We start from the raw sequence: 23,600 nt of genomic DNA, 5'->3' as shown, positions 1-23,600 counted from the left end.
ATGCTGTGGCGACTGTTACGCCAGTCCTGGCGCAGAAATATTCGGCGCAAATCGCTGGCGGTGTTGACCGTATTTTTGGCGGCGGGGTTGATCTCCGCGCTGCTGGCGGTGTCCATAGACATCGGCGATAAAATGGCGCGTGAGTTGAAGTCCTACGGCGCGAATATTTTGATTGAGCCAGCAGGGCAAGCGGCGTTGCCTGCGCTGTTTGGCGAGCGTAGCAATCCGCTGGACGGACAGGATTTCCTCGATGAGGCTGAGTTGCCGAACATCAAAGATATCTTCTGGCGCAATAACATCGTCGGCTTCGCTCCGCTGTTGAGCGGCGATGTCGAGATCAATGGTCAGCCGGTTGCCGTATTGGGCACCTTCTTTTCCCAGCCTGTCGCGGTGCCGGATGAGGAAGACTATCGCACGGGACAAATGGCCGTTAGTCCATACTGGCAGGTGGCAGGGCTGTGGCCTCAGGAACCGGTGACGACGGAAAATGTGGCGCAGGCGCTGGTAGGGAAACAACTGGCGACGCAAATGGGCTGGAAAGTGGGGGATAAACTCGCGCTGCACGGTTTGAAAGGCGACGCGACGGTAGAAATTAGCGGCATTCTGAGCAGCGGCGGTGATGAAGAAGGTCGTTTGGTGATGCCGCTGGCAACGGTGCAATCGCTGCTAGGACTGGCGGGTAAAATTCAGGCCATTCGTGTGTCGGCGCTCACCGTGCCGGAAAATGAACTGTCGCGGCGGGCGCGTGAAAATCTGGAAGCGCTCAACGCCGAAGAATATGATCTCTGGTACTGCACCGCGTATGTATCTTCGATTGCACACCAGTTGGAAGAGGCGATTTCCGGTTCGGTGGTGCGCCCCATCTGGCAGGTCGCAGCTTCGGAAGGTGTGGTGATCGACAAGATTCAACTGCTATTGGCGGTGGTGACCTTTGCGGCGCTGGTGGCTTCTGCAATGGGGATCGCCTCGCTGATGACTAGCACCATCATGGAGCGTGCCAAAGAAATCGGGCTGATGAAAGCGCTGGGTGCAAGACAGTGGCAAATCATGTTGCTGTTTTATCTTGAGGCAGCACTGAGCGGCCTGGCGGGCGGTATCGCAGGCTGCGTCGCTGGCTGGGGGCTGGCGAAAGCGATTGGCCTGATGTTGTTCGGCGTACCGCTGAGCTTCGCGTGGATCGTCATCCCCTGCGTACTGGTGATCTCAATGCTGATCGCCATCATCGGAACGTGGTTCCCTGCGCGGCGTATTGCCAAACTGTATCCGGTGGAGGTGCTGTATGGGCGCTAATGGCTGGATGAATAGTATGTTCTGGCGTTTGGTGTTTCGTGCGCTGCGGTTGCGTATGCAGCGCGTCAGCGTGGTGTTCGCTGCACTGATGGTTGGGGCGGCGATTGTGACAGCGATGTCCGCCGTTTATTTTGATATCAATGCCAAGATGAGTCAGGAACTACGCACCTTCGGCGCGAATTTTTATATCGGCCCGGCGCGCGGCAATTCACTTCCACAAAGCACCTTTCAGCCGATTATCGACAATGCCCCAGCGGGGTTAATCAATGCATCCAGCCCTTATCTGTACGGCATGGCACGTACAGAACTGGAGAAAGTGGTGCTGATGGGCGTGTGGTTCGAATCGCTGCGTCAGCTAGCACCGTACTGGCAGGTCACGGGCAACTGGATTGGTGTGAGCTTTGACGATCGTAATGCCATGATCGGGGTGAAACTGGCAGAGCGATTAAACGTCAAAGTCGGCGATAGCATCACGCTGGTGGGGGACGGCGGGAAGCAGCGCTTGCAGATTAAAGGCATTGTGGAATCCGGCGATGCGACGGACAACATGCTGATCGTGAATCTGGATCTGGCGCAAAAGTGGTTGGATAAAGAAGGTGCGATCAGCAATGCCTTGCTGAGTGTTAGCAACGATCTGGGGCAGGTCGATCGCTTTGCTGCACAGCTTCAGCAGCAATATCCGCAACTGGAGATCCGCCCGATTCTGAAAGTGTCGGCGTCGGAAGGTCAGGTGCTGAATAAAATCAAAGGGCTGATGGGGCTGGTTTCAGCGGTGATCCTCGTTTTGTCTTCACTGTGTGTGAACACCACGCTGATGGCGATTGTCGGCGAGCGCGCGCGCGAGTTTGCGTTACAGAAAGCGCTGGGCGCAAGTGGGCGAGACATCATTCGGCAAATGCTGGCGGAAACCGGCATTATCGCACTGGCTGCCGTGGTGTGCGGTTCGCTGCTGGGCTATTTGTTGGCACAGGTGTTAGGCATGGCGGTATTCAACGCGACTATTTCTCTGCGATTGCCGGTGTTCCCGCTCACGCTAGGGCTGTCTTTGCTGGTCGCGGCGGTTGCCGCCGTGGTTCCTACCCGGCGGGCGATTTATGTCGAACCGGCCAAAGTTTTGAAAGGAGAGTAGGTCGATGTCTGTAGAGGTGAACGTGCAAGAAAGGGCGCAGGCAGCGGAAGCGGTGATTGAAACTCGCCAGCTCTATAAACGCTTTGGTCAGGTTACCGCGCTGGAAGATATCAATATCCGCATCGCGCGCGGTGAATTTGTCGCCATCATGGGCGCGTCCGGTTCTGGTAAAACCACGTTGATGAACATTCTTACTTGTCTGGATACGGTCAGCGAAGGGCAGGTGCTGTTGGACGGCGTAGATGCTGCAGGGCTGGACGAGGAAGGACGGCGACAGTTCCGTGCTGATAAAATTGGGCTGGTATTTCAACAATTCCATCTGATTCCGTTTTTGACCGCCTTGGAAAATGTGATGCTGGCGCAGCATTACCACAGTGTGGTGGATGAAGCAGCGGCACAGCGCGTACTTGAACAGGTTGGGCTGGCGCATCGTGTGGATCACTTACCGAGCCAGCTTTCCGGCGGTGAGCAGCAGCGTGTCTGCATCGCCCGCGCGCTGGTGAATGAACCTCCGGTGATTTTTGCCGATGAACCGACGGGAAATCTGGATGAAGAGAATGAACAGCGAGTGCTGGATCTGTTGAAAGATCTGCATCGGCAGGGGCGTACCATTGTGATGGTGACGCACAATCCTGAATTGGGGCGGTTTGCCGATCGTATTATCCGCCTGCAACACGGCAAGTATTTCGGTGAAGAGGTGAATCATCATGAAATGGCGTAATGGGATTACCGCGCTTTGCCTGCTGGGGGCAGTGGCGCTGAGCGGCTGTAAGGAAGAACAGGTTAGCGTCGGGGCGCAGGCACCTGCGCTGGCAGCCTACGATCTGGCTGGACAGCAGGTGGATCTGTCGCGCTGGCAGGGGAAAAGTGTGTACCTGAATTTCTGGTCGTCGGGCTGCGGTGGCTGCATGATCGAAATGGGGGCGCTGGAGAAGTTGAGCAAGGAGTATGGCGATAAAGTGGTCGTTGTGGCGGTCAACACCGATCCTGATGGCGTAGATATCACCTCGATGCTGGCACATCACGGCGTGACGTATCCGGTGGTGCGGGATCAGTTGGGTATAACTAAAGAGCGCTATCAGGTCAGCGGCACGCCAACGTCATTCATTATTGATGCTAACGGCAAGGTGACCGATCAGCATCAGGGGGCAAGGGATGAAGCGCAACTGACAGCGTTGTTTCAGAAGCTGGCAAGCCGGACATAACAACCAGCCTGCCCTTATCTTATTTTCTCACATCCTCTGCGGTGTGCGTTTATTCTGCCCGTGAAATCGGCACCTGCACTTCTGCCACTACAGGTTCCGGTTTCACCCGCATGGCGTAGATCACGCCAACAATCAAGCAGGCGATGCCGCAGAGTGTTAGCAGCGGCGGCCAGGATTGTCGAATGATGAAGGCATAGGTCAATCCCGCCAGCGTTTCAAACACAATCAGCGGCCCGACAAGTACCGTCGGCAAACGCTGGCTAGCTTCGTTCCAGAATAACGTACCGATCCATGAACAAAACAGACCAATCGCAATCATCAGCGGGATGAAAACCTCGGGTCGTGGGCCGAACGGCTGAGTAAACGACTCATCCGTCAGCACCAGGTGACCGCACACTAGCATATAACCCAATAGCGCCAGCGGTAATGTAACCAGCCCCTGTGCGGTAGCCCACGTGGTCGGCGTATGGTTTTTGTGGTCGCGCAACCAGCGGGCGTTACGTAGCGGATACCAGGTCCAGCAAATGACCGCGCAAAACGCCATCGCAATACCGCTGGTGTAACGCCAGAAATCGAAGGCGATCTCAGCTCCCCTTAGCTCCGCAATATTGACGCAGACAAGCCCAGAAGCAATCAGCAACAGCGAAGGGAGAAGCCGACGCCACGCCACGCGACCATCATGCTTGCTGTACAACAGATTGGCGGTGACGGAAATCACGACGGGCAGTGTGCCGATAATCATCGTTGATATGGGTGCCCCGGTGCGTTGGATCGCGCTGGCAAGCAGGAAGTAGTACAGCAGGTTGCCGATAACGGTAAGCTTCGTGGCTTCCAGCCAGTCGCTGCGGGTTAGCTTGCGTAGGCGACGGCGATCGAGCCATGCCAGCGGTAAGGCAATCAACCCAAAAGCCAGATAGCGCCCTGTGGACTGCAAGGCGGCAGAATAGTCCGGTACGAGCAGCGGCCCAACAAAAATCAGTCCCCACATCAGCCCGGCAGCAAGCGCAAATAAAACACCAATCAGCATGATAAACCCAGTTGTTCACAATAGTGCATCGCGCCAGTCTAGGGAAAGTCGGCGATGAATTATTGTAGGATATTGCTGTTTATTATCAGAAGAGACTAGCGTTGAATTGGATAAACCTGCTTTTGATAGCGTATAGGTGTGACGCCATAACGCTGAGCAAAGGTGCGAGTCAGGTGTGCTTGATCGGTTAACCCAACGGCGACGGCAACATGAGCGGCAGCCATACCACGTGTCAGGAGTTGTTTAGCTTCATAAAGCCGAATCGCCATCAGCATCTGGTGTGGTGTCACGTGAAACTGAGCTTTGAACTGGCGCAGGAAATGATATGGACTGAGGGATACCAGCGCCGCCAGCTCTTTTAAGGTGATCGTGTGGGCGAAATTCTCCCGCAGGTAGGCTTTCACCACATCAAAGCGGTGGAACGGTTCAATAATTTGACGCTGTGCAATACGCGCATGGGGGCGGAAAAGCGCAATCAGCGACAGCAGCAGGCTTTCACTCGCCAAGGGATCGGTTGTCTGCCACATGGCGGCTAGCGTCATAGCCAGTTGGCGCGCGGTTGCGGGATCGTGGCGCACGACGTCGGTAAACCACCAGCCTTTCTCACCGGAGACGCTTTCCAGCACATCGGGTGGAATGTAGATCATGCGATAGCGCCAGCCATCTTCCGTGGCAGATTCTCCGGTGTGCAGTTCATCTGGGTTCATCAACACTAACGAATCGACAGGCGCAATATGTTTGGCACCACGGTAGCGGAATCGCTCCGCGCCGTCGTCAATGGTGCCGATGCCAAACGCTTCGTGCGTGTGTGGCTCAAAGGCATAGCGGCAGATATGTGCGTGATAAAGCTCGATGCCAGGTAGCGTCGGCAGGTGCCGAAACTGGGCATAGTCTCTTTCATCGGTAAAGTGTTCCGGTACGCCCTGCATGCTGCTACCTAGTCTCTGATCCTGCTTTCCATCATAGCAGTGATAGCACGCCCGCTTGAAGTTTAGTGGAGGAAGTAATATCGAAAATAGGAATAAAAACGCCCAGGTAAATAGATCAGAAAGGCATAAATCATAGCGAAATGGTTGATTGACGTGGTGTGTGGCATAAAAAGGTTTTTATTTAACATTTTGATTTTACTATTTATGTCTATTCCTTGTTAGGTAATCTAACGTGGTAGATATACCGTTAGTATAAAAAAATATAATCAACTCCATTTGCTTATTTGTTATGCCTCTCATTCCTTGGATCAATGTTGTTATCTGTAATAAAGAGCAAGGGAGTGAAAGGTGAACTTTCAGCAACTGAAGATTATTCGTGAATCAGCACGGTGCAACTACAACCTGACCGAGGTGGCGAATACGCTGTTTACCTCTCAATCCGGCGTGAGTCGCCACATCCGCGAGCTGGAAGAAGAGTTGGGGATTGAAATCTTTATCCGTCGAGGTAAACGCCTGTTAGGGATGACCGAGCCGGGAAAAGAGCTGCTGGTGGTGGCTGAGCGCATTCTGAATGACGCTAGCAACATTCGTCGGTTAGCGAATGTTTTCACCAATAACGACACTGGGCAACTGGTGATAGCAACTACGCATACACAGGCGCGTTACAGTTTGCCGCCAGTGATTAAAGCCTTCCGTTCTTTGTATCCGCAGGTGCGCCTGGTGCTGAATCAGGGGACGCCGGATGAAATCGTGGCGATGCTGCATTCTGGCGAAGCCGATATCGGTATTGCCAGCGAACAATTAATTAACGATCCTTCGCTAGCCGCGTTCTCCTACTACCGCTGGCACCATTCGGTGATTGTGCCGGAGCACCATCCGTTGACGGAAAACCCCGTGATTACGCTGGAGATGCTCAATGCGGAACCGCTGATTACCTATCGTCATGGGATAACGGGGCGTTCACGGCTGGATCGTGCGTTTCATGCGGCGGGGATGTCGCCGGAAATTACGCTGAGCGCACAGGATTCGGATGTGATTAAAACCTATGTTGAGCTGGGGCTCGGCGTTGGAATTCTGGCCGATATGTCATACGATCCCGTCCGTGATAAGGGGCTGGTGCGGTTGAATGCCGAACACTTATTTGAAGCTAATACGGTTTGGCTGGGGTTAAAAAAGGGTCAGTTACAACGTAACTATGCCTGGAAATTTATTCAGTTGTGTAATACCGAACTGTCGCTGGATGAAATTAAGGATAAGGTGTTCTCAGATAACGATGAAGCGGTGATTGATTACCAAATCTGAGTCGCGACACATTTGCCTAACCTGATGCCCAGCCAGCGTTTTTCTGACTGGGTGAGATTTTTCCTTCCTACATCGTCACGGTTTATTGTCGTGTGACGCCTGCCATTTTCTGTTCTCGATTCAGCATAAGTATGATTTATCGTGCCGATAATCTGCTTGATCTGATCGTGCTGGAATAGTAACATTCTTGCTATAACAATAACTTATGTCTTTGTTTTTGTTAAGCGATACAAATACTTGTGCGTTTTTATTGAATAATTATGTTAATGGTTTTTGTATCACAGTAGAAAAATAACGGTAATAGCCTATCAGACATTCTCAATCTCAATGATTGATCACCTCCACGTTGATTTTTTCGGTTCGTATTGCGCCGGAGTCGCGCTAGCGCCATGTTTGTGATGGCGGGGAGTTTAAAACGGAAAATAACGATGAAAACACAAAAAATCAGCCTTGCCTGGCAAATTCTTATCGCGTTGGTTCTTGGTATTGCACTCGGTGCCGTGCTGCATGAACAGCAAGAGAGCCGCCAGTGGCTTATCAGTAATATTCTGAGCCCGGCTGGCGACATCTTTATCCGCTTGATTAAAATGATTGTTGTTCCGATCGTTATTGCTACCTTGATTGTCGGGATTGCGGGCGTGGGGGATGCCAAAAAGCTCGGACGTATCGGTTTCAAAACCATCCTCTATTTTGAAATCATCACGACAGTGGCGATTATCCTTGGTATTACGCTAGCCAATATCTTCCAACCTGGGCACGGCATTGATATGTCGACGCTGACCGCTGTTGATATCTCGCAGTATCAAAAGACGACGGAACAGGTGCAGAGTGGTTCGCATAGTTTGGTTGGCACGGTGCTGTCGCTGATTCCGCCGAATATCTTCGCGGCGATGGCACGTGGTGACATGCTGCCTATCATCTTCTTCTCGGTGCTGTTTGGTTTGGGCTTGTCTTCGTTGCCTAAAGAGCATCGTGACCCGCTGCTGAATGTCTTTCGTGGCGTGTCGGAAACAATGTTCAAAGTGACGCACATGATCATGCGTTATGCCCCGGTTGGGGTGTTTGCGCTGATTTCCGTCACGGTTGCCAATTTCGGTTTTGCTTCGCTGTGGCCACTGGCTAAGCTGGTGATGTTGGTTTACGCGGCGATTATCTTCTTCGGGCTAGTGGTGCTCGGTGCAGTGGCGCGGTTGTGCAAGCTGCGCGTTACGATGTTGATCCGCATTCTGAAAGATGAGCTGATCCTCGCGTACTCTACCGCCAGTTCAGAAACCGTGCTGCCGCGTATCATCGAAAAAATGGAAGCTTATGGTGCGCCGAAATCAATTACCAGTTTCGTGGTACCGACTGGCTACTCTTTTAACCTTGATGGGTCGACGCTGTACCAGAGTATTGCGGCGATCTTCATCGCACAGTTGTACGGAATCGAACTGTCGATCGGGCAGGAAATCGTGCTGGTGTTGACGTTGATGCTGACGTCCAAAGGCATTGCGGGCGTACCGGGGGTATCGTTCGTCGTACTGCTCGCCACGCTGGGTAGCGTTGGCATTCCGCTGGAAGGTCTGGCGTTTATTGCGGGCGTCGACCGTATCCTCGATATGGCGCGTACTGCACTGAACGTGGTCGGTAATGCGCTGGCGGTGCTGGTAATTGCCAAATGGGAACACCAGTTCGATGAAAAGAAAGCGCTAGCCTATGAGCGCGAGATTAAAGGGATGAGTATACGGCCTGCCCAGCAGGGATAATCCCGTCACATTTCAGACTACATGGACAACGGGCGCATCGAAGAGTTGATGCGCCCGTTTCTATTTTACAGGGTGAGTATCAACTACGCCGCGTGGCTGTTGATCGTATTCTCTCCCAGCGTTTGCGTGCGCCACAGCGCCTGCTGAATATGTTCGGCATCCGTTACGAAAGGCAGACGAGCGGCAATTTTCGGTGCAATCTTCACGTTCTGCGCAATGCTTTCAACTAATTGTGGACGTTCGTTCAGGCCGAGGGCGCTTAACGTCACTGGGCTTCCGTAGCGGCGCAGTTGGGCGAACAGTTCTTCACGGTCAGCATCGTTATCGTGTTCCAGAAACGCCTGCGCGGCCAGACCAAAGCCCACTTTTTCCCCATGCAGCCAGTCATGCAGTTCCGGCAGGCGTGTCATGCTGTTGTGAATAGCATGCGCGACGCCGATGCGCGGCACCTCGTCTTTCATGCTGTTCGCCACGCCAGCCAGTGCGATAACGGCGTCGATCACGCGATGTAGTGCTGGCGTGACCAGACCTTGCTCATTATCCGCAATGGCCTGCTCGCCATATGTATTAAACGTCTCCACGGCCAGTCGTGCCGCTTGCGCTTTGAGCGCCAAGGCCAGCCCGTCATCGCCGTGACGCAAATACGGTTGAAATTCGTACCACTTTGCCAGTGCATCCACGATACCGGCTTTGAGGTAACGCGAGGGGCTGTGGGCGATAATCTCGCTGTCTACCAGCACCCAGACTGGTAGTCGCGTCAGCGGAAAGGGGCCGTTATGTGCGCCACTGTCGCTGTAAATCACGCTGATTGGCGACCAGGCAGCACAGGTAGCGGCAATGGTAGGAACGGCGATGACAGGGATCTGCCCCAGAATATCGCCGACGGCTTTGGCGACATCAAGCACGCGCCCACCGCCGATGCCTAAAATCAGTTCTGCGCTGAATGCGCGAGCCTCTGCGGTTAGCGCCTCTATTGCCGATTTGGTGCAATCGCCCGGCAAAAATTCGACCTGATAACGTAAGCCATGTTCATTGAGGCTACGTTCGACGGCATTGGCCGTCCTTTCCCACGCCTGCGGACTCGTCACAATCAACAGCGTGCTGGCGTGAGGGGCAACATAGTCACCAACAGAACGAATGACGCCGTCACGATTCAGATAGGTTTGTGGCGCTTGTATTGCAATCATGTACGCGATCTCTCATCTCTGTAGGAAAAGACAAATCAGTTGTAACAGCGATAGAGATCGCCGCAAAAGAACAATTCTGGCTATGAACGGGAAGATTTCGCATAACTGAAATAGCATCTAGCGCTGCATTCCCCAGCGTTTAACCGTCACTCTCTCGATCGTGGAAAACACCAGTCCCTCAACGAGCAATCCGATGATGATGACGGAAGCCAGCCCGGCGAAAACCCGATCGGTATAAAGCTCGTTACGGTTCTGGAAGATGTACCACCCCAAACCGCCATTGCCGCTCGATGCCCCGAACACCAACTCAGCGGCGATCAGGGTGCGCCAGGCAAATGCCCAGCCGATCTTCAGGCCGGAGATAATCGACGGCAACGCAGCAGGGATCAGGATCGCGCTAATGTAGCGAAAGCCAGTCAGGCCGTAGTTACGCCCCGCCATACGCAGCGTTTCTGAAACGCCAAGAAAGCCGGAGTAGGTGTTCAACGCCATCGGCCACATCACCGAGTGGACGAGCACGAAGACCAGACTTTTTTCTCCCAGCCCAAACCACAGCAGAGCCAGCGGCAGCAGCGCAATCGCAGGCAGCGGGTTGAACATGGAAGTCAATGTACCTAAGAGATCGCGGCCAAAACGGGTGGACACCGCCAATGCGCTGAGCGCCAGCGCGAGCAGGCTGCCAATGACATAGCCTTTCAGCAGTGTTCCAAGTGAAACCACCATCTTATGCGGCAATTCGCCGCTGGCGAGATCGTCGCGAAACGCCTGAAATGTTTGCAGGAAGCTGGGCAGCATTAGGTCGTTATTCTGCCAGCGTGCACCCATTTCCCACAGCAGTAACAGCCCAGCCAACAACACCAGCTTGCGAATCCAGGTTTGATTCCACAGACGGGTTGCCAGCGGCAGAGGTTGGGCAAGGGTAAAATCTTTCAGCGGTGCCAGTTCACGCTCATACTCAGGCCGCACGGGGGGCTGAATGCTCATAGGGTTTACCTTGAGTGGATGCGGCAGGCGAGCGCGTGTCGGCATCGGTTGGAAAAAGAAGATGGTGAATGCGCTGTGCCGTGTTTTGAAAAACGTCACCGCCTTGATCGCTCAGTGAGAACTGATGACAGTTGATTTCTGCCCGCACGCGACCCGGATGCGGCGAGAGCAGCAAAATTCGGTTGCCGACGATCAGCGCTTCCTCAATCGAGTGGGTGACAAACAGCAGTGTGAAGCGCACCTCTTCCCACAGCGCCAGCAATTCTTCCTGCATTTTGCGGCGGGTTAGCGCATCCAGTGCGGCGAACGGCTCATCCATGAGCAGCACTTTCGGCTGCATGGTTAGCGCCCGTGCGATGGCAACACGCTGTTTCATCCCACCGGATAAGGTATGCGGATAAGCATCGACAAACTTCGTCAGCCCGACCTTATCGAGAAAATAGCGGGCGCGTTCCTCTGCTTCGGCTCGCGTTGCCTGACGGCTGGCAACCAGTGGAAATAACGTATTTTCCAGCACGGTTTTCCACGGCGGCAACTGGTCAAACTCCTGAAAGACCATGATGCGATCGGGGCCCGGCCGTGTGACACGTTGGCCGCCGAGGCGGATTTCTCCTTCTACCGGAGACAAAAAGCCGCCGATAGATTTGAGCAAACTGGATTTGCCGCAACCGGAAGGCCCTAATAGCACAAAACGTTCGGCGGGAAAGACGTCAAAACTCACATCATGGGTGGCGCGCACCAGACTACGCCGCGTGCGGTATTCCAGCCCGACACCGTCAACCTGCAACAGCGGTTGGTCGAAGGCATTGTGAATTGGGTGCGTCATCTTTTTCTCCTGCGTGGTAACGAACATGAATATCGGGTTAGCGTAATGCGGCGTTTAGCTGCCCGGCTGGTCGTGGATTTCTGCAAAGAAATAGTCTTTCCAGGAGGTTGCTTTGTTTTTTAGCACGCCAAGCTGTTGCAGCTTTTCGGCATAAACATAGGTGCGTTCTGGGATGATGGTAAAATCGATCTCGGGATCGGCGACGATGCGTTTCACCAGTTCAGGGTCTAATTTCGATTTCTCTACCCGAATATAGGTTTCGGCCGCTGCGGCTTTATCTGCCTTGACGATCTGTGAGGCTTCCTTCAGGGCATCGTAGAAGGCGCGATAGGTTTTCGGATTTTCATCATGGAATTTCTGTGTGGTATACAGCACGTTGAACGTCGCCTGACCGCCCAACACATCATAAGAGCTCAGAATTTTGTGCACATTGGCATGTTCCAGCGCCTGATATTGGAAAGGCGGGCTGGAAAAATGGGCATTGATTTCGGAACCGCCCGCGATAAGCGCTGCGCTAGCATCGGGATGCGGCAGGCTGACGGAAATCTTGTCGAAACGTTTGAAATCCTTTGCACCGTAGAGCTTCGCGGTTTCGATTTGCAGCGTGCGTGACTGGAAGCCAACTCCTGCGGCAGGCACGGCGATACGGTCTTTATCGCTCAGGTCGCGGATGGATTTCACTGCCGGGTTATTGCTGAGCAAATAGTTGGGCATGGAGCCGAGTGAGGCGATCGCTTTCACATTCTGGCGGCCCTGCGTGCGATCCCACACGGTGAGCATCGGCGGAACACCAGCAGAGGCCACATCCAGGGCACCGGATAGCAGCGCTTCGTTGATCGCCGTCGCGCCAGAAAGCGTGCGCCAATATACCTTAATATCCAGCCCTTGCTGTTTACCGTGCTTTTCTATCAGGCTTTGATCGCGCACGACATCCAGGATCAGATAACCAATGCCAAACTGCTGCGCAATGCTAATGGTACCTTCCGCATTAGCACCAAATGCCGTTAACGTCAGGCCAATCATGGCGGCAAGACGTGTGAAACGCGTCGATTTTTTCGCGGGAAGTGAGTGATTCATTATCGTTATCTCTCATGGTTAAGCAGCAATAAATACGGGTATGAAATAAATAGAAAAACGGCAGGTGAATATTTAAATAAATAACGCGTCGTAAATAACACCTTAAAGAAAGCATCCTATTTTCTTAGCCCGTTGCCGCTAAAGTGTTTTTTGGAATAAGTTAGAATAAATGTGATTTTAAATAGTAATGCGCACGAGAAAACAAGCCAATCACTGCCTTAGCTAAATAGTTGCTATAGATAGTTTTATTTTTCAGTTATGGATAAAAACCTGCGCGTTATAGTGGGCCTTACATTTATATTTCAGTATACAGAGAATGATATGCCTGTTTTTAGCCATTACTATTTACGTGATTATTTACGCGACCGACTGACAGAAAATGATGTGGACGCATCAATTGCAGAAATTGTGGCGGATAATCTTGTCGAATCCAGCCTGAAAGGGCATGACTCGCACGGCGTTAGTATGTTGCCGCGTTATATTGAAGCGATTCGCGAAGGCGGGCTTTCACCTCACGCGCAGGTGGAAAAAACGCTGGATTTTGGCTCACTGGTCTCGTTTGACGGTCAGCAGGGTTTTGGGCAAGTGGTGGCAAAGCAGGCACTGGCAGAAGGTATAACACGTGCGCAAACGCATGGTCTGGCGGTGGTGAGTTTAGCCAATGCTCACCATCTGGGGCGCATTGGCGCGTGGGCGGAACAGGCCGCAGAGGTTGGGCTGGTATCGCTGCACTTTGCCAATGTGTATACCAAGCCAGTAGTGCTGCCGTGGCAGGGGCAACAGGCGCGTTTTGGAACCAATCCGTTCTGCGCTGGTATTCCGGTCGAACAGGGTGACCCCGTGATTCTGGATTTTGCTACCAGCATGATTGCCGGTAACAAGGCTCGTATCGCATGGAATGAGGGTAAATCGGTTGCGCCTGGCTGTATTGTCGATAACGAAGGTAATCCGACGGTGGATCCGCGCTGGCTGATGGAACAACCGCTGGGTGCACTGTTGCCGTTTGGGGAACATAAAGGGTCGGGGCTTTCGCTGATTTGTTCTTTACTTGGCGCGGCATTGACCGGAGGGAAAACGGAACGCACGGCGAAAGGCGAGGGCAAGCAGATTATTAACAGTATGTTGTCTATTTTAATCGATCCGAAAAAATTAGGTGGAGCGACAACCTATCAACAGGAAATACCTGCGTTATTAGAATGGGTACGCCAATCCCGTGATGATGATGGATTATTACTGCCGGGTGATAAAGAAAAACAAACCTATCGTCAGCGGTTAACGGACGGTATTTTCGTCGATGATATCAGTTGGGGACAACTATCTTATTTAAATAATAAAGTGGCCTAATGAATTAATGATTTATTAACTTATTTAACTGGTTGTTTATTTAACGCCATAGGGAAAAACAATGAAAAATATATTGAGCGCAGTCGGCGTAGGTGGTTTGTTATTAATGGCAACCTCTGTACTGGCGGCAGAAAGCAATGCTCCTGAAAAGCATCCTGATGAAGTGCGCGTGGCTTATAGCGGCGGTTCACAAGTTTTAGTGTTAGCTAAAGCCGACGGCTCGTTGCAAAAAACGCTAGGTGCGCCAGTGAAGTGGGTACAATTTGCTTCCGGTGCTGATGCGCTGAATTATTTCGCCAGTAACGCGATTGATATCGCCAACTTCGGTTCCAGCCCAGCGACGGCAGGGATTGTCAGAAAACTGCCGGTAGAGATTGTCGGTGTATCCGGTGTTATCGCCACGTATGAGCGCCTGATTGCCAAGTCTGGCATCACTACGCTGAAAGATATCGAAGGGAAGCGCGTAGCTTATCCGCCAAATTCAACGGCGCAGTATGCGCTGGAAGCGGCAATCGCGGTCAACAAGCTAGACCGCAGCAAGATTACCCTTATTCCGCTACGTCCGGCTGAGATGGTGGCGGCATGGAAACGTGGTGATATTGATGCAGGCTATGTCTGGGCACCGTTCGCGCAGGAACTGGAAGCCTCCGCTGGACACGCGATTTTTGCGACCAAAGACCTGCAAAAAGACGGTTATCTGATTTACAACAATTATGTGGTCAGGAAGGCGTTTGCCCAGCAGTACCCAAAAACGGTGGCACGCTTCCTGCGGGTACATCAGCAGAAAGTGGATGAATTCCGTCAGGACCCAGAAAAGGCCGCGGCGATTGTGGCAAAAGAGGTGGGGGCGCCCGTTACGACGGCAACCAATACGCTGTCAGGGCTGGAATATCCGACGCTGGAGCAGCAGGCGACGGCACAGTGGCTAGGTGACGGCAATAACACAGATCGTAGCGGTATCGGTCAGGCGGTCGCCAAAACGGCCCATTTTCTGGAGAGTATTGGCGAGGTTCGCCAGCGCGATATTCCCGCATCGTTCGCTGACTCCATTAATTCCTCCTATCTGAAGCAGGCCGCGAAAGGGAATTAACGGGTCGTGAAAAGAACGTCTTATGTGTTATTGAGCATCACCTCTGTGGCGGTAGTGCTCGCATTATGGCAGTGGGCGGGGGCGCAGCAGTGGGTGGATCCGCTGTTGCTACCGCCGCTGTCGGATATTCTCCTGACTGCGGGGGAATTAGCGCAAGATGGCTATCGGCAGGTGTCGCTATGGGAACACATTGCCGTCAGTGTTGCTCGAGCGCTGAGCGCCTTCAGCGTTGCCATTATTCTTGGTGTCCCGCTTGGGCTGCTGATGGGGTTATCGCCTCCGATCGCTGCCGTGTTTAATCCTTTCGTTCAGTTTCTGCGACCGTTACCTAAAATTGCACTGATCCCGCTGGCGGTAGTCTGGTTGGGAATTGGCGAAGCATCCAAATTCTTTCTGATCTTTATCGCGACTTTTCTCAGCGTTGTGGTCGGTGCCTGTGCCGCCGTGGATCGCGTGGAACGTTCCCGTATCCGCGTCGCGCAAACGCTCGGCGCAAGCCCTCGCCAGATCTTTCTCCACGTGGTGTTGCCCGATACGCTACCGGAGCTGTTCACTACGGTGCGGCTGGCTATCGGTGTTGGTTGGACGTCGCTGATTGCGGCTGAAATGGTCGCTGCTACCTCGGGTATTGGCTGGATGGTGATGAATGCCAGTGCTTATCTGCGTACCGATATTGTCATGTTGGGCATCTTACTATTGGGGGGGATTGGCTATGTGCTCGATCTGCTACTGGTCGGTGCGCAGCGCATCTTTGTGCCGTGGGCGGGAAAATCATCATGACAGAACATTCTCAACCCGATGCGCCACACATTGCTGTTGAACACGTTAGCCTCGCATTTCCATCACAGAGCGGCCCCCTAACGGTGTTGGATGATGTTTCTCTCCAGATTGCCAAGGGCGAGTTTGTGGTGCTGCTTGGCCCTTCCGGCTGCGGTAAATCAACCATTCTCAATTTGATCGCGGGTTTTGAAACCGCTGATGCGGGACGGGTACTGTGCAGTAGCACGCCTGTTCGTCGTCCGGGGCCGTCGCGCGGCATGGTATTTCAGCAGGCCAATTTATTCCCCTGGCTTACCGTGCTGGAAAACGTGACGTTTGGCCCACGGATGCAGGGTGCAGATAAAATCCGCATTCAACGTGAAGCGAAAGATTATCTGGCACTGGTTGGGCTGGAGGGCTTTCAGCAGCACTATCCGTGGCAGCTTTCCGGCGGGATGAAACAGCGAGTGGCGCTGGCGCGAGCCTGGTTGCCGAACCCCGAGGTGTTGTTGATGGACGAACCGTTTGGCGCGCTGGATGCACAAACCCGTTTGATGATGCAGGAGCTGCTGCTGTCCGCCTGGCAGAAAACCGGCACAACATTGTTGTTTGTCACACATGACGTCGATGAAGCGCTATTTCTGGCTGATCGAATCGTGGTGATGTCTGCACGTCCTGGCCGTATTGCGGAAGAGATTCGGCTGCCATTTGGCCGTGAGCGAGACATTGAAACGCTGGCTCAACATCCCGACTACGCCGCATTGAAGCAGCGTATTTTACATCGTGTTCGTGAAGAAGCGCGCCGTCACCTTAATTTGTAATCAATTTTCAGGAGAACATCATGCACCTTGCCCGATTCCCCCGTTTATCACTGGGCCATTTCCCTACGCCGCTGGAGGCGCTGCCGAACCTGTCTGCCTATTTAGGCGGGCCGACGGTTTATATCAAACGCGACGATGCAACCGGGCTGGCGACCGGCGGGAATAAAACCCGTAAGCTGGAGTTCCTGTTAGCCGATGCACAGCAGCAGGGCGCGGATGTCATTATCACGCAGGGCGCGACACAGTCTAACCATGTGCGGCAAACCATTGCAGCGGCGGCAAAGTTGGGGCTGAAAACCAAAGTGCTGCTGGAAAAGCGCGTGGAGGACTACGGTGAAGACTACCAGCGCTCCGGCAACGTGCTGCTGGATAATCTGCTGGGCGGTGAAATTATCGATCATCTGCCTGCCGGCACGGACATGCAGCAGGCGATGGAAACGTTGGCGGCATCACTGCGTAAAGAAGGATTTAAGCCTTATGTCATCCCCGGTGGCGGCTCCAGCCCGGTAGGCGCGTTGGGCTATGTTGCCTGTGCGGAAGAGCTATTGTTCCAGTCTAGCCAGCAGCGTCTGCGTATCGATCACATTGTCCATGCAACGGGCAGCACGGGAACGCAGGCTGGGCTGGTTACTGGGCTGGTGGCAACACACAGCCAGATTCCGCTACTAGGCATCAGCGTCAGAGCGCCTAAAGCAAAGCAGGAAGAGAATGTTTACGCGTTAGCGCAACGCACCTGGCAACTGCTGGGGATCTCCGGTGAACTGCCGCGCAGTGCTGTGCAGGTAAACAGCGACTACGTTGGCAAAGGCTACGGTATTCCGACAGAAGGAACGCTGGAAGCGCTCAGGCTGTTGGCGCAGTTGGAAGGAGTTTTGCTCGATCCAGTCTATTCCGGAAAGGGGATGGCGGGGCTGATCGATCTGATTCGTCAGGGGCATTTTCGCACTGATGAAAATATCGTCTTTATTCATACGGGGGGAGCAGCGGGGTTGTTTGGCTACCGTCAACTGTTCGAACAAACGGCAGTACAATGAGCACGCCGCTGATTGGTGTACTGGGGGGCATGGGGCCGCTGGCGACGGTCGATCTGTTGTATAAGATCGTTGAAGAAACGCCAGCTAACCGCGATCAGGATCATGTGCCAGTGATTGTCTGGAACGTGCCACAGATTCCCGACCGCCAACAGGCTCTGGCAGGAACCGGTGAGTCGCCGTTACCGGCGCTATTGCATGCTGTCCTACAGCTTAACCGCTTGTCGGTCAGTCATATTGTGGTGCCGTGTAATACCGCACACCACTGGTTTGATGCATTGTCTGAAGCAAGCGATGCGCCTCTGGTGCATATTGCCGATGCCACGCTGTATGCCATTACACAACCTGCGAAGACAAAGAAAGTACCGCAAAAAATCGGGCTGATTGCGACCCATGGGACGCTAAACGCCGGGTGGTATCAGCAGCGTTTTAGCACGCAGTTAGGTGCTGAAACGGTAGTGCCAAACGAGCAGGAAATGATGACGCTCTTCGTGCCGGGGTGCTATGCGGTAAAACGTGGTGAACTCCAGCACGGTGGGCGTTTGCTCGAACAGCTTGCTGCACAATTGGTGGAGCGCGGGGCAGAGCGTTTGGTGCTGGCCTGTACGGAGGTCCCCCCTGCGCTGGAGGCGGTGTCGTCACGCTGGCGGGATATCAGCATCGATCCGACACGAGCGCTGGCGCAAGCCTGTGTCCGTATCTGGCAACAGAGATAAAAAACGGATAGTGTGTTTTTCAACATCGCTTGCGACGGCTCGTGAGGGGGATATGCCGGAGGGGGCGCCATAAAAAAGCCGCCCATTGCTGGACGGCTTTTTAGGGGCAGATAACCGAATTACAGGAAGCCGTACATCGCCGCGAACACCCAGCCAAAGACGCAGGATGTGCTTACGCCGATCAACCCTGGCAGAATGAAGCTGTGGTTGATGACGAAACGACCGATTTTGGTGGTGCCGGAGCGGTCAAACTGGATAGCAGCCAGATCGCTTGGGTAGGTCGGCAGAATATAGTAACCGTAGCAAGCTGGTGCCGACGCCACGATATAAGCGGGATCGACCCCGATTGCCAGTGCAACAGGGACAATCGCTGCCAGTGCTGCCGCCTGCGAGTTAACGAACTTGGACACGATCAGCAGGATAATGGCATAGGCCCACGGATAGACCTTAACCAATGATCCGAGCGTGGTTTTGATCTCTTCCAGATGCGCACCGAACATGGTTTCCGCCATCCAGGCGATACCATATACCGCGACGATGGCAATCATCCCCGAGCGGAATACTTCATTTTTCGAGATCGATGACGGATTGGTTTTGGTGGCGATAATGATGATAGCGCCGGAAAGCAGCATAAACATCTGAATCACCAGCACCATCGACAGCGGCTTGCCAGCGAAAACCGGACGCAGCTCTTCAACCGCCCCTAGAATTGCCACTGCACCGATAGTTGCCAAGAATATCCACATGGCGACCCAGTTGCTGCGCGGCAGTTTTCTGTCCAGCAGCGTGGCGGTATCGCCATACACATACTGTTTGTTTTCTGGGTCGGCGATGAATTTCTGGAAATCGGCATCTTTGTCCAGATCCTTACCGCGGAACCAACTGAAAATCCCTATCGCCAGAATACCCAGCAGGGTAGAAGGGATGGTGATTGACAGCAGGTCGAGGAATCCCAGATGCTTACCCTGGAAGGTGAAATTAGCCAGCATGGCAACCAGTGAAACGACGGCAACGGAAACCGGGCTGGCAATAATCCCCATCTGTGCGCCGATTGAACTGGCAGCCATTGGCCTTTCAGGACGAATATTATTCTTGATGGCGACATCATAAATAATTGGCAGAATGGTATACACCACGTGGCCCGTACCGCACAGGATCGTCAGAATACAGGTGACGAACGGCGCGATAATCGAAACGTATTTCGGGTTACGTCGTAGCATACGCTCCGCGAGTTGTAGCATGACATCCAGCCCGCCCGATGCCTGAAGCGTCGCCGAGGCAGCCACCACGGCAATAATAACCAGCATGACGTCAACGGGTGGTTTACCCGGTTGCAATTTAAAGATAAAGACCAGAATAACAAGTCCGACCCCGCCTAATAAACCCAGCGCGATCCCGCCTTTTCTTGCCCCGTAAAAAAGGCAGATCAGGACAATGACTAATTGAATGATGAAGTCCATAGTAGCCCCATTGCATTGCTTTATTCCCGTCATACTTCGAGCGGCTTGTGCGTTGGCTGCCTTTGCTCACCTCAGTCACTTACCTAAGTAAGTTCCTGAGGATTCGCTCAGTTGCCACCTTCACGCAACTCGAATTATTTAGGGTATATAAGATGAATTGATTAGTTAGAATTAAAATAAGTAAAGATTTACTGTGGGTACTATATGGACGGGTTGTTATTTGTTTTCTTGATCTAAATCTATTAATTTTTATCTTTGTCCTCTTTCCTGAAAATAAAAGATCCCGCTCGCAATAATTACATTTTTATGGTTACTTTAGTTTTTTAAGTGTAAATTTAATTTATTAATGTGTGATTGGCGCGTTGGCTAGCTGGATTGTTAATGGTTGATGGGTTGTTTTTAAAAGTGATTAAATTCTTGTTCTTATTTTGTTGTGGTTCATGTTGTTTTATTTTTTGTTTTCGTTAACGCTTACCACGAAAAATCGTATTTAGATGTTAATTAATCTACCTAAAATGGGGTATTTTTTTATATTCTGTTGTTTTTAAATGATTAGTTTAAAACGTGAAAAATGAATCCCTTTTTGACTATGAAGTCAACGCCAGACCATTAGGGTATTGCCGAAAAATAAAATATCGGCCCGTTGTTGTGATTCATTTCAGGAATATAGCTGATTTGTTCTTTGCTATGTTTGCCTTCGATGCGAAGGGCAATGTTACTTTATAGTATGATTGGTTATTAATATAAAATCCCTATGGTTTTTTTAGAATATCTGGATGCCAGATATTTTCCCTCCAAAGCAGAACATGGCCGAATATCAGCATGCCAGTGGCCATTCCCTTTTTTTCCTGCTTCCCATGTTGGGAAGCAGAGAAATCAGAATCGGTATTCCGCCCCAGCCTGCACCGTTCTCCCTCGGCTTGGTGTGTAACCAAGTGATTCGCCATAACTCACGATGTAAGTACGGTTAGCCATGTTTTCGATGGAGCCGCGCAGCGTCAGGCTGTCAGTCAGGCGATAGCTGGCGTACAGATCGTAAACTTCATATTTAGGCCAGTCGGCTAAATAGGCGGAGTTGGCCGGTGCGGCAGTGTCCTGATAGCCCGGAGCAAAACGCATCGTGACACCCATATCCAGCTTGCGATCGAAGATGCGCGTCCCCAGCGTGACAGAGCCGCGATCGCCGGGGAGGTAGGCCGCGTTGCTGAATAACAGCGTTTTCTGGCAAGAGAAGTCACTGGCCGTGGTATCGACAGGCGTGGAGTAATAGTTACCTCTGGAGCCGCCAACCGTCGTGACGCCACCCATCCAGGCTACCGGTGCACAGAAATCGTTATTGCCGATCATGTGAGTGTAGGTTGCATCGACATACAGAAAGCCCGCGTCGTAATTAAGTTGATATTCCATCCCGCGGAAACGGCTCTTCACCAGGTTGTTCTGGAACACGGAATTACTGAGCGAATAGCCGTTATAGCCCGGTTTGTTACGTGCGCCGTTCAGGCTGATGTAGTTGTTTATTCGGGTGTCAAAGTAGGACACTTTGGTGACCAGCCTGTCGCCATCCATAAGCAATTCGGGCTTCTGAATATTGAATCCGACCTCCCAGGCGCGTGAGCGCTCTGGCTTGAGGTTAGGATTCGGATACAGGTAATAATTACCCGCGCTGTAGGTGCCGTTGGCAAAGGTTTCGCTGACGGAAGGCGGCCGCCAGGATAAGCCATAGCTGGTGAACAACTGTAGCCAATCAACGCCGGGTCGGACGCCAGCAAATAGCGTAGGGGAAAGCTTGCCGTGTTCGTCATCGACATTCCAATCCTGCGTGGTGGTCACGAACGATGGGCAACGCGCGATCGACCTTTCCCTACAGGGGTCCGTGATGGTATAGGGAATTTCCCTATAGCTGATGCTGGTGGTGCCGCGTAACCGATAACGATCGTAACGCAGGCCGCCTTGCAGCGTTACCCACTCATCGTAGGCATAATTCAGATTGAAGAACTGGCTGACTATCGCACGGTTCCCTTCCGGAGTCGCGTTACTGGCCGTGCTATTGGTACTGTCCGTGGTGATTTTGTCGTAATAAAAATCCAGTCCGTAATCGGCTTTTAGCTCGTGAGCACCCCGTTGCAACAGCGTCGAAGTGTTTTGCGCCTGCACCCCGTAGGTGCGTAATCGCGTGCGCTCGTGATATGCGCTGGTATTGGAAAGAGCATAGTTATCGGTGTTGTTATTGGTATCGGCGTAATAAATCTTGGTCTTCAAATCCAGCCAGCGCTGGTTGTCTGGCTTCAGGCTGTAATCCAGCGCGGTACTACGCGCCATAATATCGCTGTGTCCGCTGGCTCTCCACCCCAGGTCAGTATTGGAGAGATTGGATAGTGTCCCTGCGTTTTCGGAAGAGGTTTGTGTCTGCATATAGCTGAGTTGGAAACGCTGGTTAGCGGGGAGATTCCAGCCGACTTTCGCCAGCCGTGAGCGCATGGTGTAGGCTGCACTGCTTACTTTCTGATGCTTTAAGCTATCCGCCCACGTTGCGTAATTACTCGAATTGCCGGGAATACGGATATTCCCGAGGTTGCCGTCGTTACCCGGCCAGTAGTCGCCCAAATGGCGTTCGCTGGCACCCACCAGAATATCGCCGCTTTCGTTGCCGAGCGCGAGGATGCCGCTGCCGATAAAATGTGTCCCGTTGTCGCCCGTGCTGGCGTGCAGTTTTCCGCCCAGTTCTTTACCTGGAGCCAGAAAATCGTGGGCGCTGGCCGTATTAAAGGTGGCGACGCCGCCTAGTGTCCCTGCGCTGCCCATCACGTTTGTCGCGCCCTTTTCAATCGTGGCACTGGAGAGCAACTCTGAGTCGATATACATCTGCCCGTTGCGCTGTCCGTAGCCGGTTTTTTGGAAATTCTGGCGCACGCCATCAATGTTCATATTCACGCGCCCGAAGTCCTGTATCCCGCGAATGTTCACTGACAGTGCAGGGTCTTGCTGGCTGACGCTGGAGTACACGCCAGCGGATTGTTCCAGCATATCGGCGGCGTGGCGAGTGGGGCGGTTATCCAACTGCTCGCGTGAAATCACGCTGATGGCGCGCGGTTGCTCATAGATCCAGTCACCGGGATTGGCGACGGTGAACGCGCGTACCGTCATGACATCGTCTATTTTGGCTGTATCGACATTGGCCGAGCGAGGCCGCAGGGTAATCACGCCGTTGTTGTCGATCTGAAAATCAACCGGGTTGGTGCCGATCAACTGGCGTAGCCCTGGCTCGGGCGTGAAGCGGCCTTGAAGCGCGGTGGCCTGCATATTTTCGAGGTTGACGTCAGCAAAGAACACCTGTAGCCCGGCCTGCTCGGCGAAGCGGAGCAACGCGCTACTCAGTGGTTGCGGGCTGATGGAAAAGGTAATGCTTTGACGAATCGATTCCTGAACGTTGGCGGCCTGTGTCTCTGCTTGTGCAGAGTGGTACGAACTCAGCAGTGAGAGTGCAATGCCGACGGCGAGAGAAAGGGGAGTGAGTTGTAATAAACGGATATCTTGCTGTTGTGTTTTTTTTAACATTTTTGCCTGGTCTACCGTCAGTTAAATGACTAATAAACATTAATAAACAAAATGATAAGTAATTCTTTCGTCATTAATGGAAATGATAATAAAAATCATTATCTAAATATGAAGACGGTTGAG

20 protein-coding genes are annotated in these 23,600 nt (G+C 52.7%); 12 read left to right on the top strand and 8 right to left on the bottom strand.

What is annotated here, in order from left to right; all coding sequences use genetic code 11:
• Genes A8F97_RS09855 through A8F97_RS09840 form a run of 4 tightly spaced genes read left to right on the top strand, consistent with a single transcriptional unit; the run spans position 1 to position 3,624 of the window.
• Positions 1–1,290, top strand: coding sequence for an ABC transporter permease (locus A8F97_RS09855; RefSeq protein WP_033071311.1), 1,290 nt, complete (start codon positions 1–3; stop codon positions 1,288–1,290).
• The gene (locus A8F97_RS09850; RefSeq protein WP_014699448.1) at positions 1,280–2,419 is read left to right on the top strand and encodes an ABC transporter permease; all 1,140 of its coding nucleotides are present in this window, start codon (positions 1,280–1,282) and stop codon (positions 2,417–2,419) included. Before A8F97_RS09855 ends, A8F97_RS09850 begins: the two co-directional genes overlap by 11 nt.
• A 4-nt stretch (positions 2,420–2,423) precedes the next feature.
• Positions 2,424–3,140 (top strand): ABC transporter ATP-binding protein, encoded by a 717-nt coding sequence (locus A8F97_RS09845; RefSeq protein WP_033071312.1) that lies wholly within the window; start codon positions 2,424–2,426, stop codon positions 3,138–3,140.
• Positions 3,127–3,624: a TlpA family protein disulfide reductase gene (locus tag A8F97_RS09840; protein ID WP_033071313.1), complete on the top strand. Its 498-nt coding sequence runs from the start codon at positions 3,127–3,129 to the stop codon at positions 3,622–3,624. Before A8F97_RS09845 ends, A8F97_RS09840 begins: the two co-directional genes overlap by 14 nt.
• Positions 3,625–3,673: 49 nt before the next feature.
• Here the strand turns inward: A8F97_RS09840 and A8F97_RS09835 are convergent, their stop codons facing one another.
• Positions 3,674–4,651 (bottom strand): DMT family transporter, encoded by a 978-nt coding sequence (locus tag A8F97_RS09835; protein ID WP_033071314.1) that lies wholly within the window; start codon positions 4,649–4,651, stop codon positions 3,674–3,676.
• A gap of 95 nt (positions 4,652–4,746) precedes the next feature.
• Positions 4,747–5,580: an AraC family transcriptional regulator gene (locus A8F97_RS09830; protein WP_033071315.1), complete on the bottom strand. Its 834-nt coding sequence runs from the start codon at positions 5,578–5,580 to the stop codon at positions 4,747–4,749.
• A gap of 348 nt (positions 5,581–5,928) precedes the next feature.
• Here A8F97_RS09830 and cbl point away from each other — a divergent pair, with 348 nt between their 5' ends.
• Both cbl and gltP read left to right on the top strand, forming a co-directional pair.
• The gene (cbl, locus tag A8F97_RS09825; RefSeq protein ID WP_014699452.1) at positions 5,929–6,882 is read left to right on the top strand and encodes an HTH-type transcriptional regulator Cbl; all 954 of its coding nucleotides are present in this window, start codon (positions 5,929–5,931) and stop codon (positions 6,880–6,882) included.
• Positions 6,883–7,310: 428 nt separating this feature from the next.
• On the top strand, positions 7,311–8,627 hold the full coding sequence (gltP, locus tag A8F97_RS09820) for a glutamate/aspartate:proton symporter GltP (RefSeq protein ID WP_014699453.1): 1,317 nt from the start codon (positions 7,311–7,313) through the stop codon (positions 8,625–8,627).
• 83 nt (positions 8,628–8,710) lie between these two features.
• Here the strand turns inward: gltP and A8F97_RS09815 are convergent, their stop codons facing one another.
• The 4 genes from A8F97_RS09815 to A8F97_RS09800 all read right to left on the bottom strand — a co-directional run bounded on the left by A8F97_RS09815 (position 8,711) and on the right by A8F97_RS09800 (position 12,701).
• A complete protein-coding gene (locus tag A8F97_RS09815) occupies positions 8,711–9,814 on the bottom strand; it encodes an iron-containing alcohol dehydrogenase family protein (RefSeq protein WP_033071316.1) in 1,104 nt (367 codons plus the stop codon).
• Positions 9,815–9,931: 117 nt separating this feature from the next.
• Positions 9,932–10,798: an ABC transporter permease gene (locus A8F97_RS09810; protein ID WP_014699455.1), complete on the bottom strand. Its 867-nt coding sequence runs from the start codon at positions 10,796–10,798 to the stop codon at positions 9,932–9,934.
• On the bottom strand, positions 10,770–11,624 hold the full coding sequence (locus A8F97_RS09805; protein WP_014699456.1) for an ABC transporter ATP-binding protein: 855 nt from the start codon (positions 11,622–11,624) through the stop codon (positions 10,770–10,772). The genes A8F97_RS09810 and A8F97_RS09805 overlap by 29 nt, the downstream gene beginning before the upstream one ends.
• A 54-nt stretch (positions 11,625–11,678) precedes the next feature.
• Entirely contained in the window at positions 11,679–12,701 is a 1,023-nt protein-coding gene (locus A8F97_RS09800) for an ABC transporter substrate-binding protein (protein ID WP_033071317.1), read from the bottom strand.
• 321 nt (positions 12,702–13,022) lie between these two features.
• Between A8F97_RS09800 and A8F97_RS09795 the strand changes: the two genes are divergently transcribed.
• From A8F97_RS09795 to cuyB, 6 genes are all read left to right on the top strand, one after another.
• Complete coding sequence (locus tag A8F97_RS09795) at positions 13,023–14,045, top strand: malate/lactate/ureidoglycolate dehydrogenase (protein WP_033071318.1); 1,023 nt, start codon at positions 13,023–13,025, stop codon at positions 14,043–14,045.
• 61 nt (positions 14,046–14,106) lie between these two features.
• Positions 14,107–15,135: a taurine ABC transporter substrate-binding protein gene (locus A8F97_RS09790; protein ID WP_033071319.1), complete on the top strand. Its 1,029-nt coding sequence runs from the start codon at positions 14,107–14,109 to the stop codon at positions 15,133–15,135.
• Between the two features lie 6 nt (positions 15,136–15,141).
• Complete coding sequence (locus tag A8F97_RS09785) at positions 15,142–15,915, top strand: ABC transporter permease (RefSeq protein WP_015730232.1); 774 nt, start codon at positions 15,142–15,144, stop codon at positions 15,913–15,915.
• The gene (locus A8F97_RS09780) at positions 15,912–16,715 is read left to right on the top strand and encodes an ABC transporter ATP-binding protein (protein WP_033071320.1); all 804 of its coding nucleotides are present in this window, start codon (positions 15,912–15,914) and stop codon (positions 16,713–16,715) included. Before A8F97_RS09785 ends, A8F97_RS09780 begins: the two co-directional genes overlap by 4 nt.
• 20 nt (positions 16,716–16,735) lie before the next feature.
• Positions 16,736–17,749, top strand: coding sequence for a D-cysteate sulfo-lyase (cuyA, locus tag A8F97_RS09775; RefSeq protein WP_033071321.1), 1,014 nt, complete (start codon positions 16,736–16,738; stop codon positions 17,747–17,749).
• Positions 17,746–18,462, top strand: a complete 717-nt coding sequence (gene cuyB / locus A8F97_RS09770; protein ID WP_033071322.1) for a cysteate racemase — start codon at positions 17,746–17,748, stop codon at positions 18,460–18,462. The genes cuyA and cuyB overlap by 4 nt, the downstream gene beginning before the upstream one ends.
• A 119-nt stretch (positions 18,463–18,581) precedes the next feature.
• Here the strand turns inward: cuyB and A8F97_RS09765 are convergent, their stop codons facing one another.
• Positions 18,582–19,922 (bottom strand): anaerobic C4-dicarboxylate transporter, encoded by a 1,341-nt coding sequence (locus A8F97_RS09765; protein ID WP_014699472.1) that lies wholly within the window; start codon positions 19,920–19,922, stop codon positions 18,582–18,584.
• 876 nt (positions 19,923–20,798) lie between these two features.
• Positions 20,799–23,477, bottom strand: a complete 2,679-nt coding sequence (locus A8F97_RS09760) for a TonB-dependent receptor (RefSeq protein WP_033071323.1) — start codon at positions 23,475–23,477, stop codon at positions 20,799–20,801.
• Positions 23,478–23,600 lie beyond the last annotated feature (123 nt).

Origin of the sequence: Pectobacterium parmentieri, assembly GCF_001742145.1 — a bacterium.
Lineage (GTDB): Bacteria > Pseudomonadota > Gammaproteobacteria > Enterobacterales > Enterobacteriaceae > Pectobacterium > Pectobacterium parmentieri.
The sequence above is the reverse complement of the archived record's forward strand: the minus strand, read 5'-3'. Positions and strand labels throughout refer to the sequence as shown.

Coding starts and splice junctions, on each gene's coding strand:
- A8F97_RS09855 (WP_033071311.1), top strand. CDS start 1: ATGCTGTGGCGACTGTTACGCCAGTCCTGGCGCAGAAATATTCGGCGC.
- A8F97_RS09850 (WP_014699448.1), top strand. CDS start 1,280: ATGGGCGCTAATGGCTGGATGAATAGTATGTTCTGGCGTTTGGTGTTT.
- A8F97_RS09845 (WP_033071312.1), top strand. CDS start 2,424: ATGTCTGTAGAGGTGAACGTGCAAGAAAGGGCGCAGGCAGCGGAAGCG.
- A8F97_RS09840 (WP_033071313.1), top strand. CDS start 3,127: ATGAAATGGCGTAATGGGATTACCGCGCTTTGCCTGCTGGGGGCAGTG.
- A8F97_RS09835 (WP_033071314.1), bottom strand. CDS start 4,651: ATGCTGATTGGTGTTTTATTTGCGCTTGCTGCCGGGCTGATGTGGGGA.
- A8F97_RS09830 (WP_033071315.1), bottom strand. CDS start 5,580: ATGCAGGGCGTACCGGAACACTTTACCGATGAAAGAGACTATGCCCAG.
- gltP (WP_014699453.1), top strand. CDS start 7,311: ATGAAAACACAAAAAATCAGCCTTGCCTGGCAAATTCTTATCGCGTTG.
- A8F97_RS09815 (WP_033071316.1), bottom strand. CDS start 9,814: ATGATTGCAATACAAGCGCCACAAACCTATCTGAATCGTGACGGCGTC.
- A8F97_RS09810 (WP_014699455.1), bottom strand. CDS start 10,798: ATGAGCATTCAGCCCCCCGTGCGGCCTGAGTATGAGCGTGAACTGGCA.
- A8F97_RS09805 (WP_014699456.1), bottom strand. CDS start 11,624: ATGACGCACCCAATTCACAATGCCTTCGACCAACCGCTGTTGCAGGTT.
- A8F97_RS09800 (WP_033071317.1), bottom strand. CDS start 12,701: ATGAATCACTCACTTCCCGCGAAAAAATCGACGCGTTTCACACGTCTT.
- A8F97_RS09795 (WP_033071318.1), top strand. CDS start 13,023: ATGCCTGTTTTTAGCCATTACTATTTACGTGATTATTTACGCGACCGA.
- A8F97_RS09790 (WP_033071319.1), top strand. CDS start 14,107: ATGAAAAATATATTGAGCGCAGTCGGCGTAGGTGGTTTGTTATTAATG.
- A8F97_RS09780 (WP_033071320.1), top strand. CDS start 15,912: ATGACAGAACATTCTCAACCCGATGCGCCACACATTGCTGTTGAACAC.
- cuyA (WP_033071321.1), top strand. CDS start 16,736: ATGCACCTTGCCCGATTCCCCCGTTTATCACTGGGCCATTTCCCTACG.
- cuyB (WP_033071322.1), top strand. CDS start 17,746: ATGAGCACGCCGCTGATTGGTGTACTGGGGGGCATGGGGCCGCTGGCG.
- A8F97_RS09765 (WP_014699472.1), bottom strand. CDS start 19,922: ATGGACTTCATCATTCAATTAGTCATTGTCCTGATCTGCCTTTTTTAC.
- A8F97_RS09760 (WP_033071323.1), bottom strand. CDS start 23,477: ATGTTAAAAAAAACACAACAGCAAGATATCCGTTTATTACAACTCACT.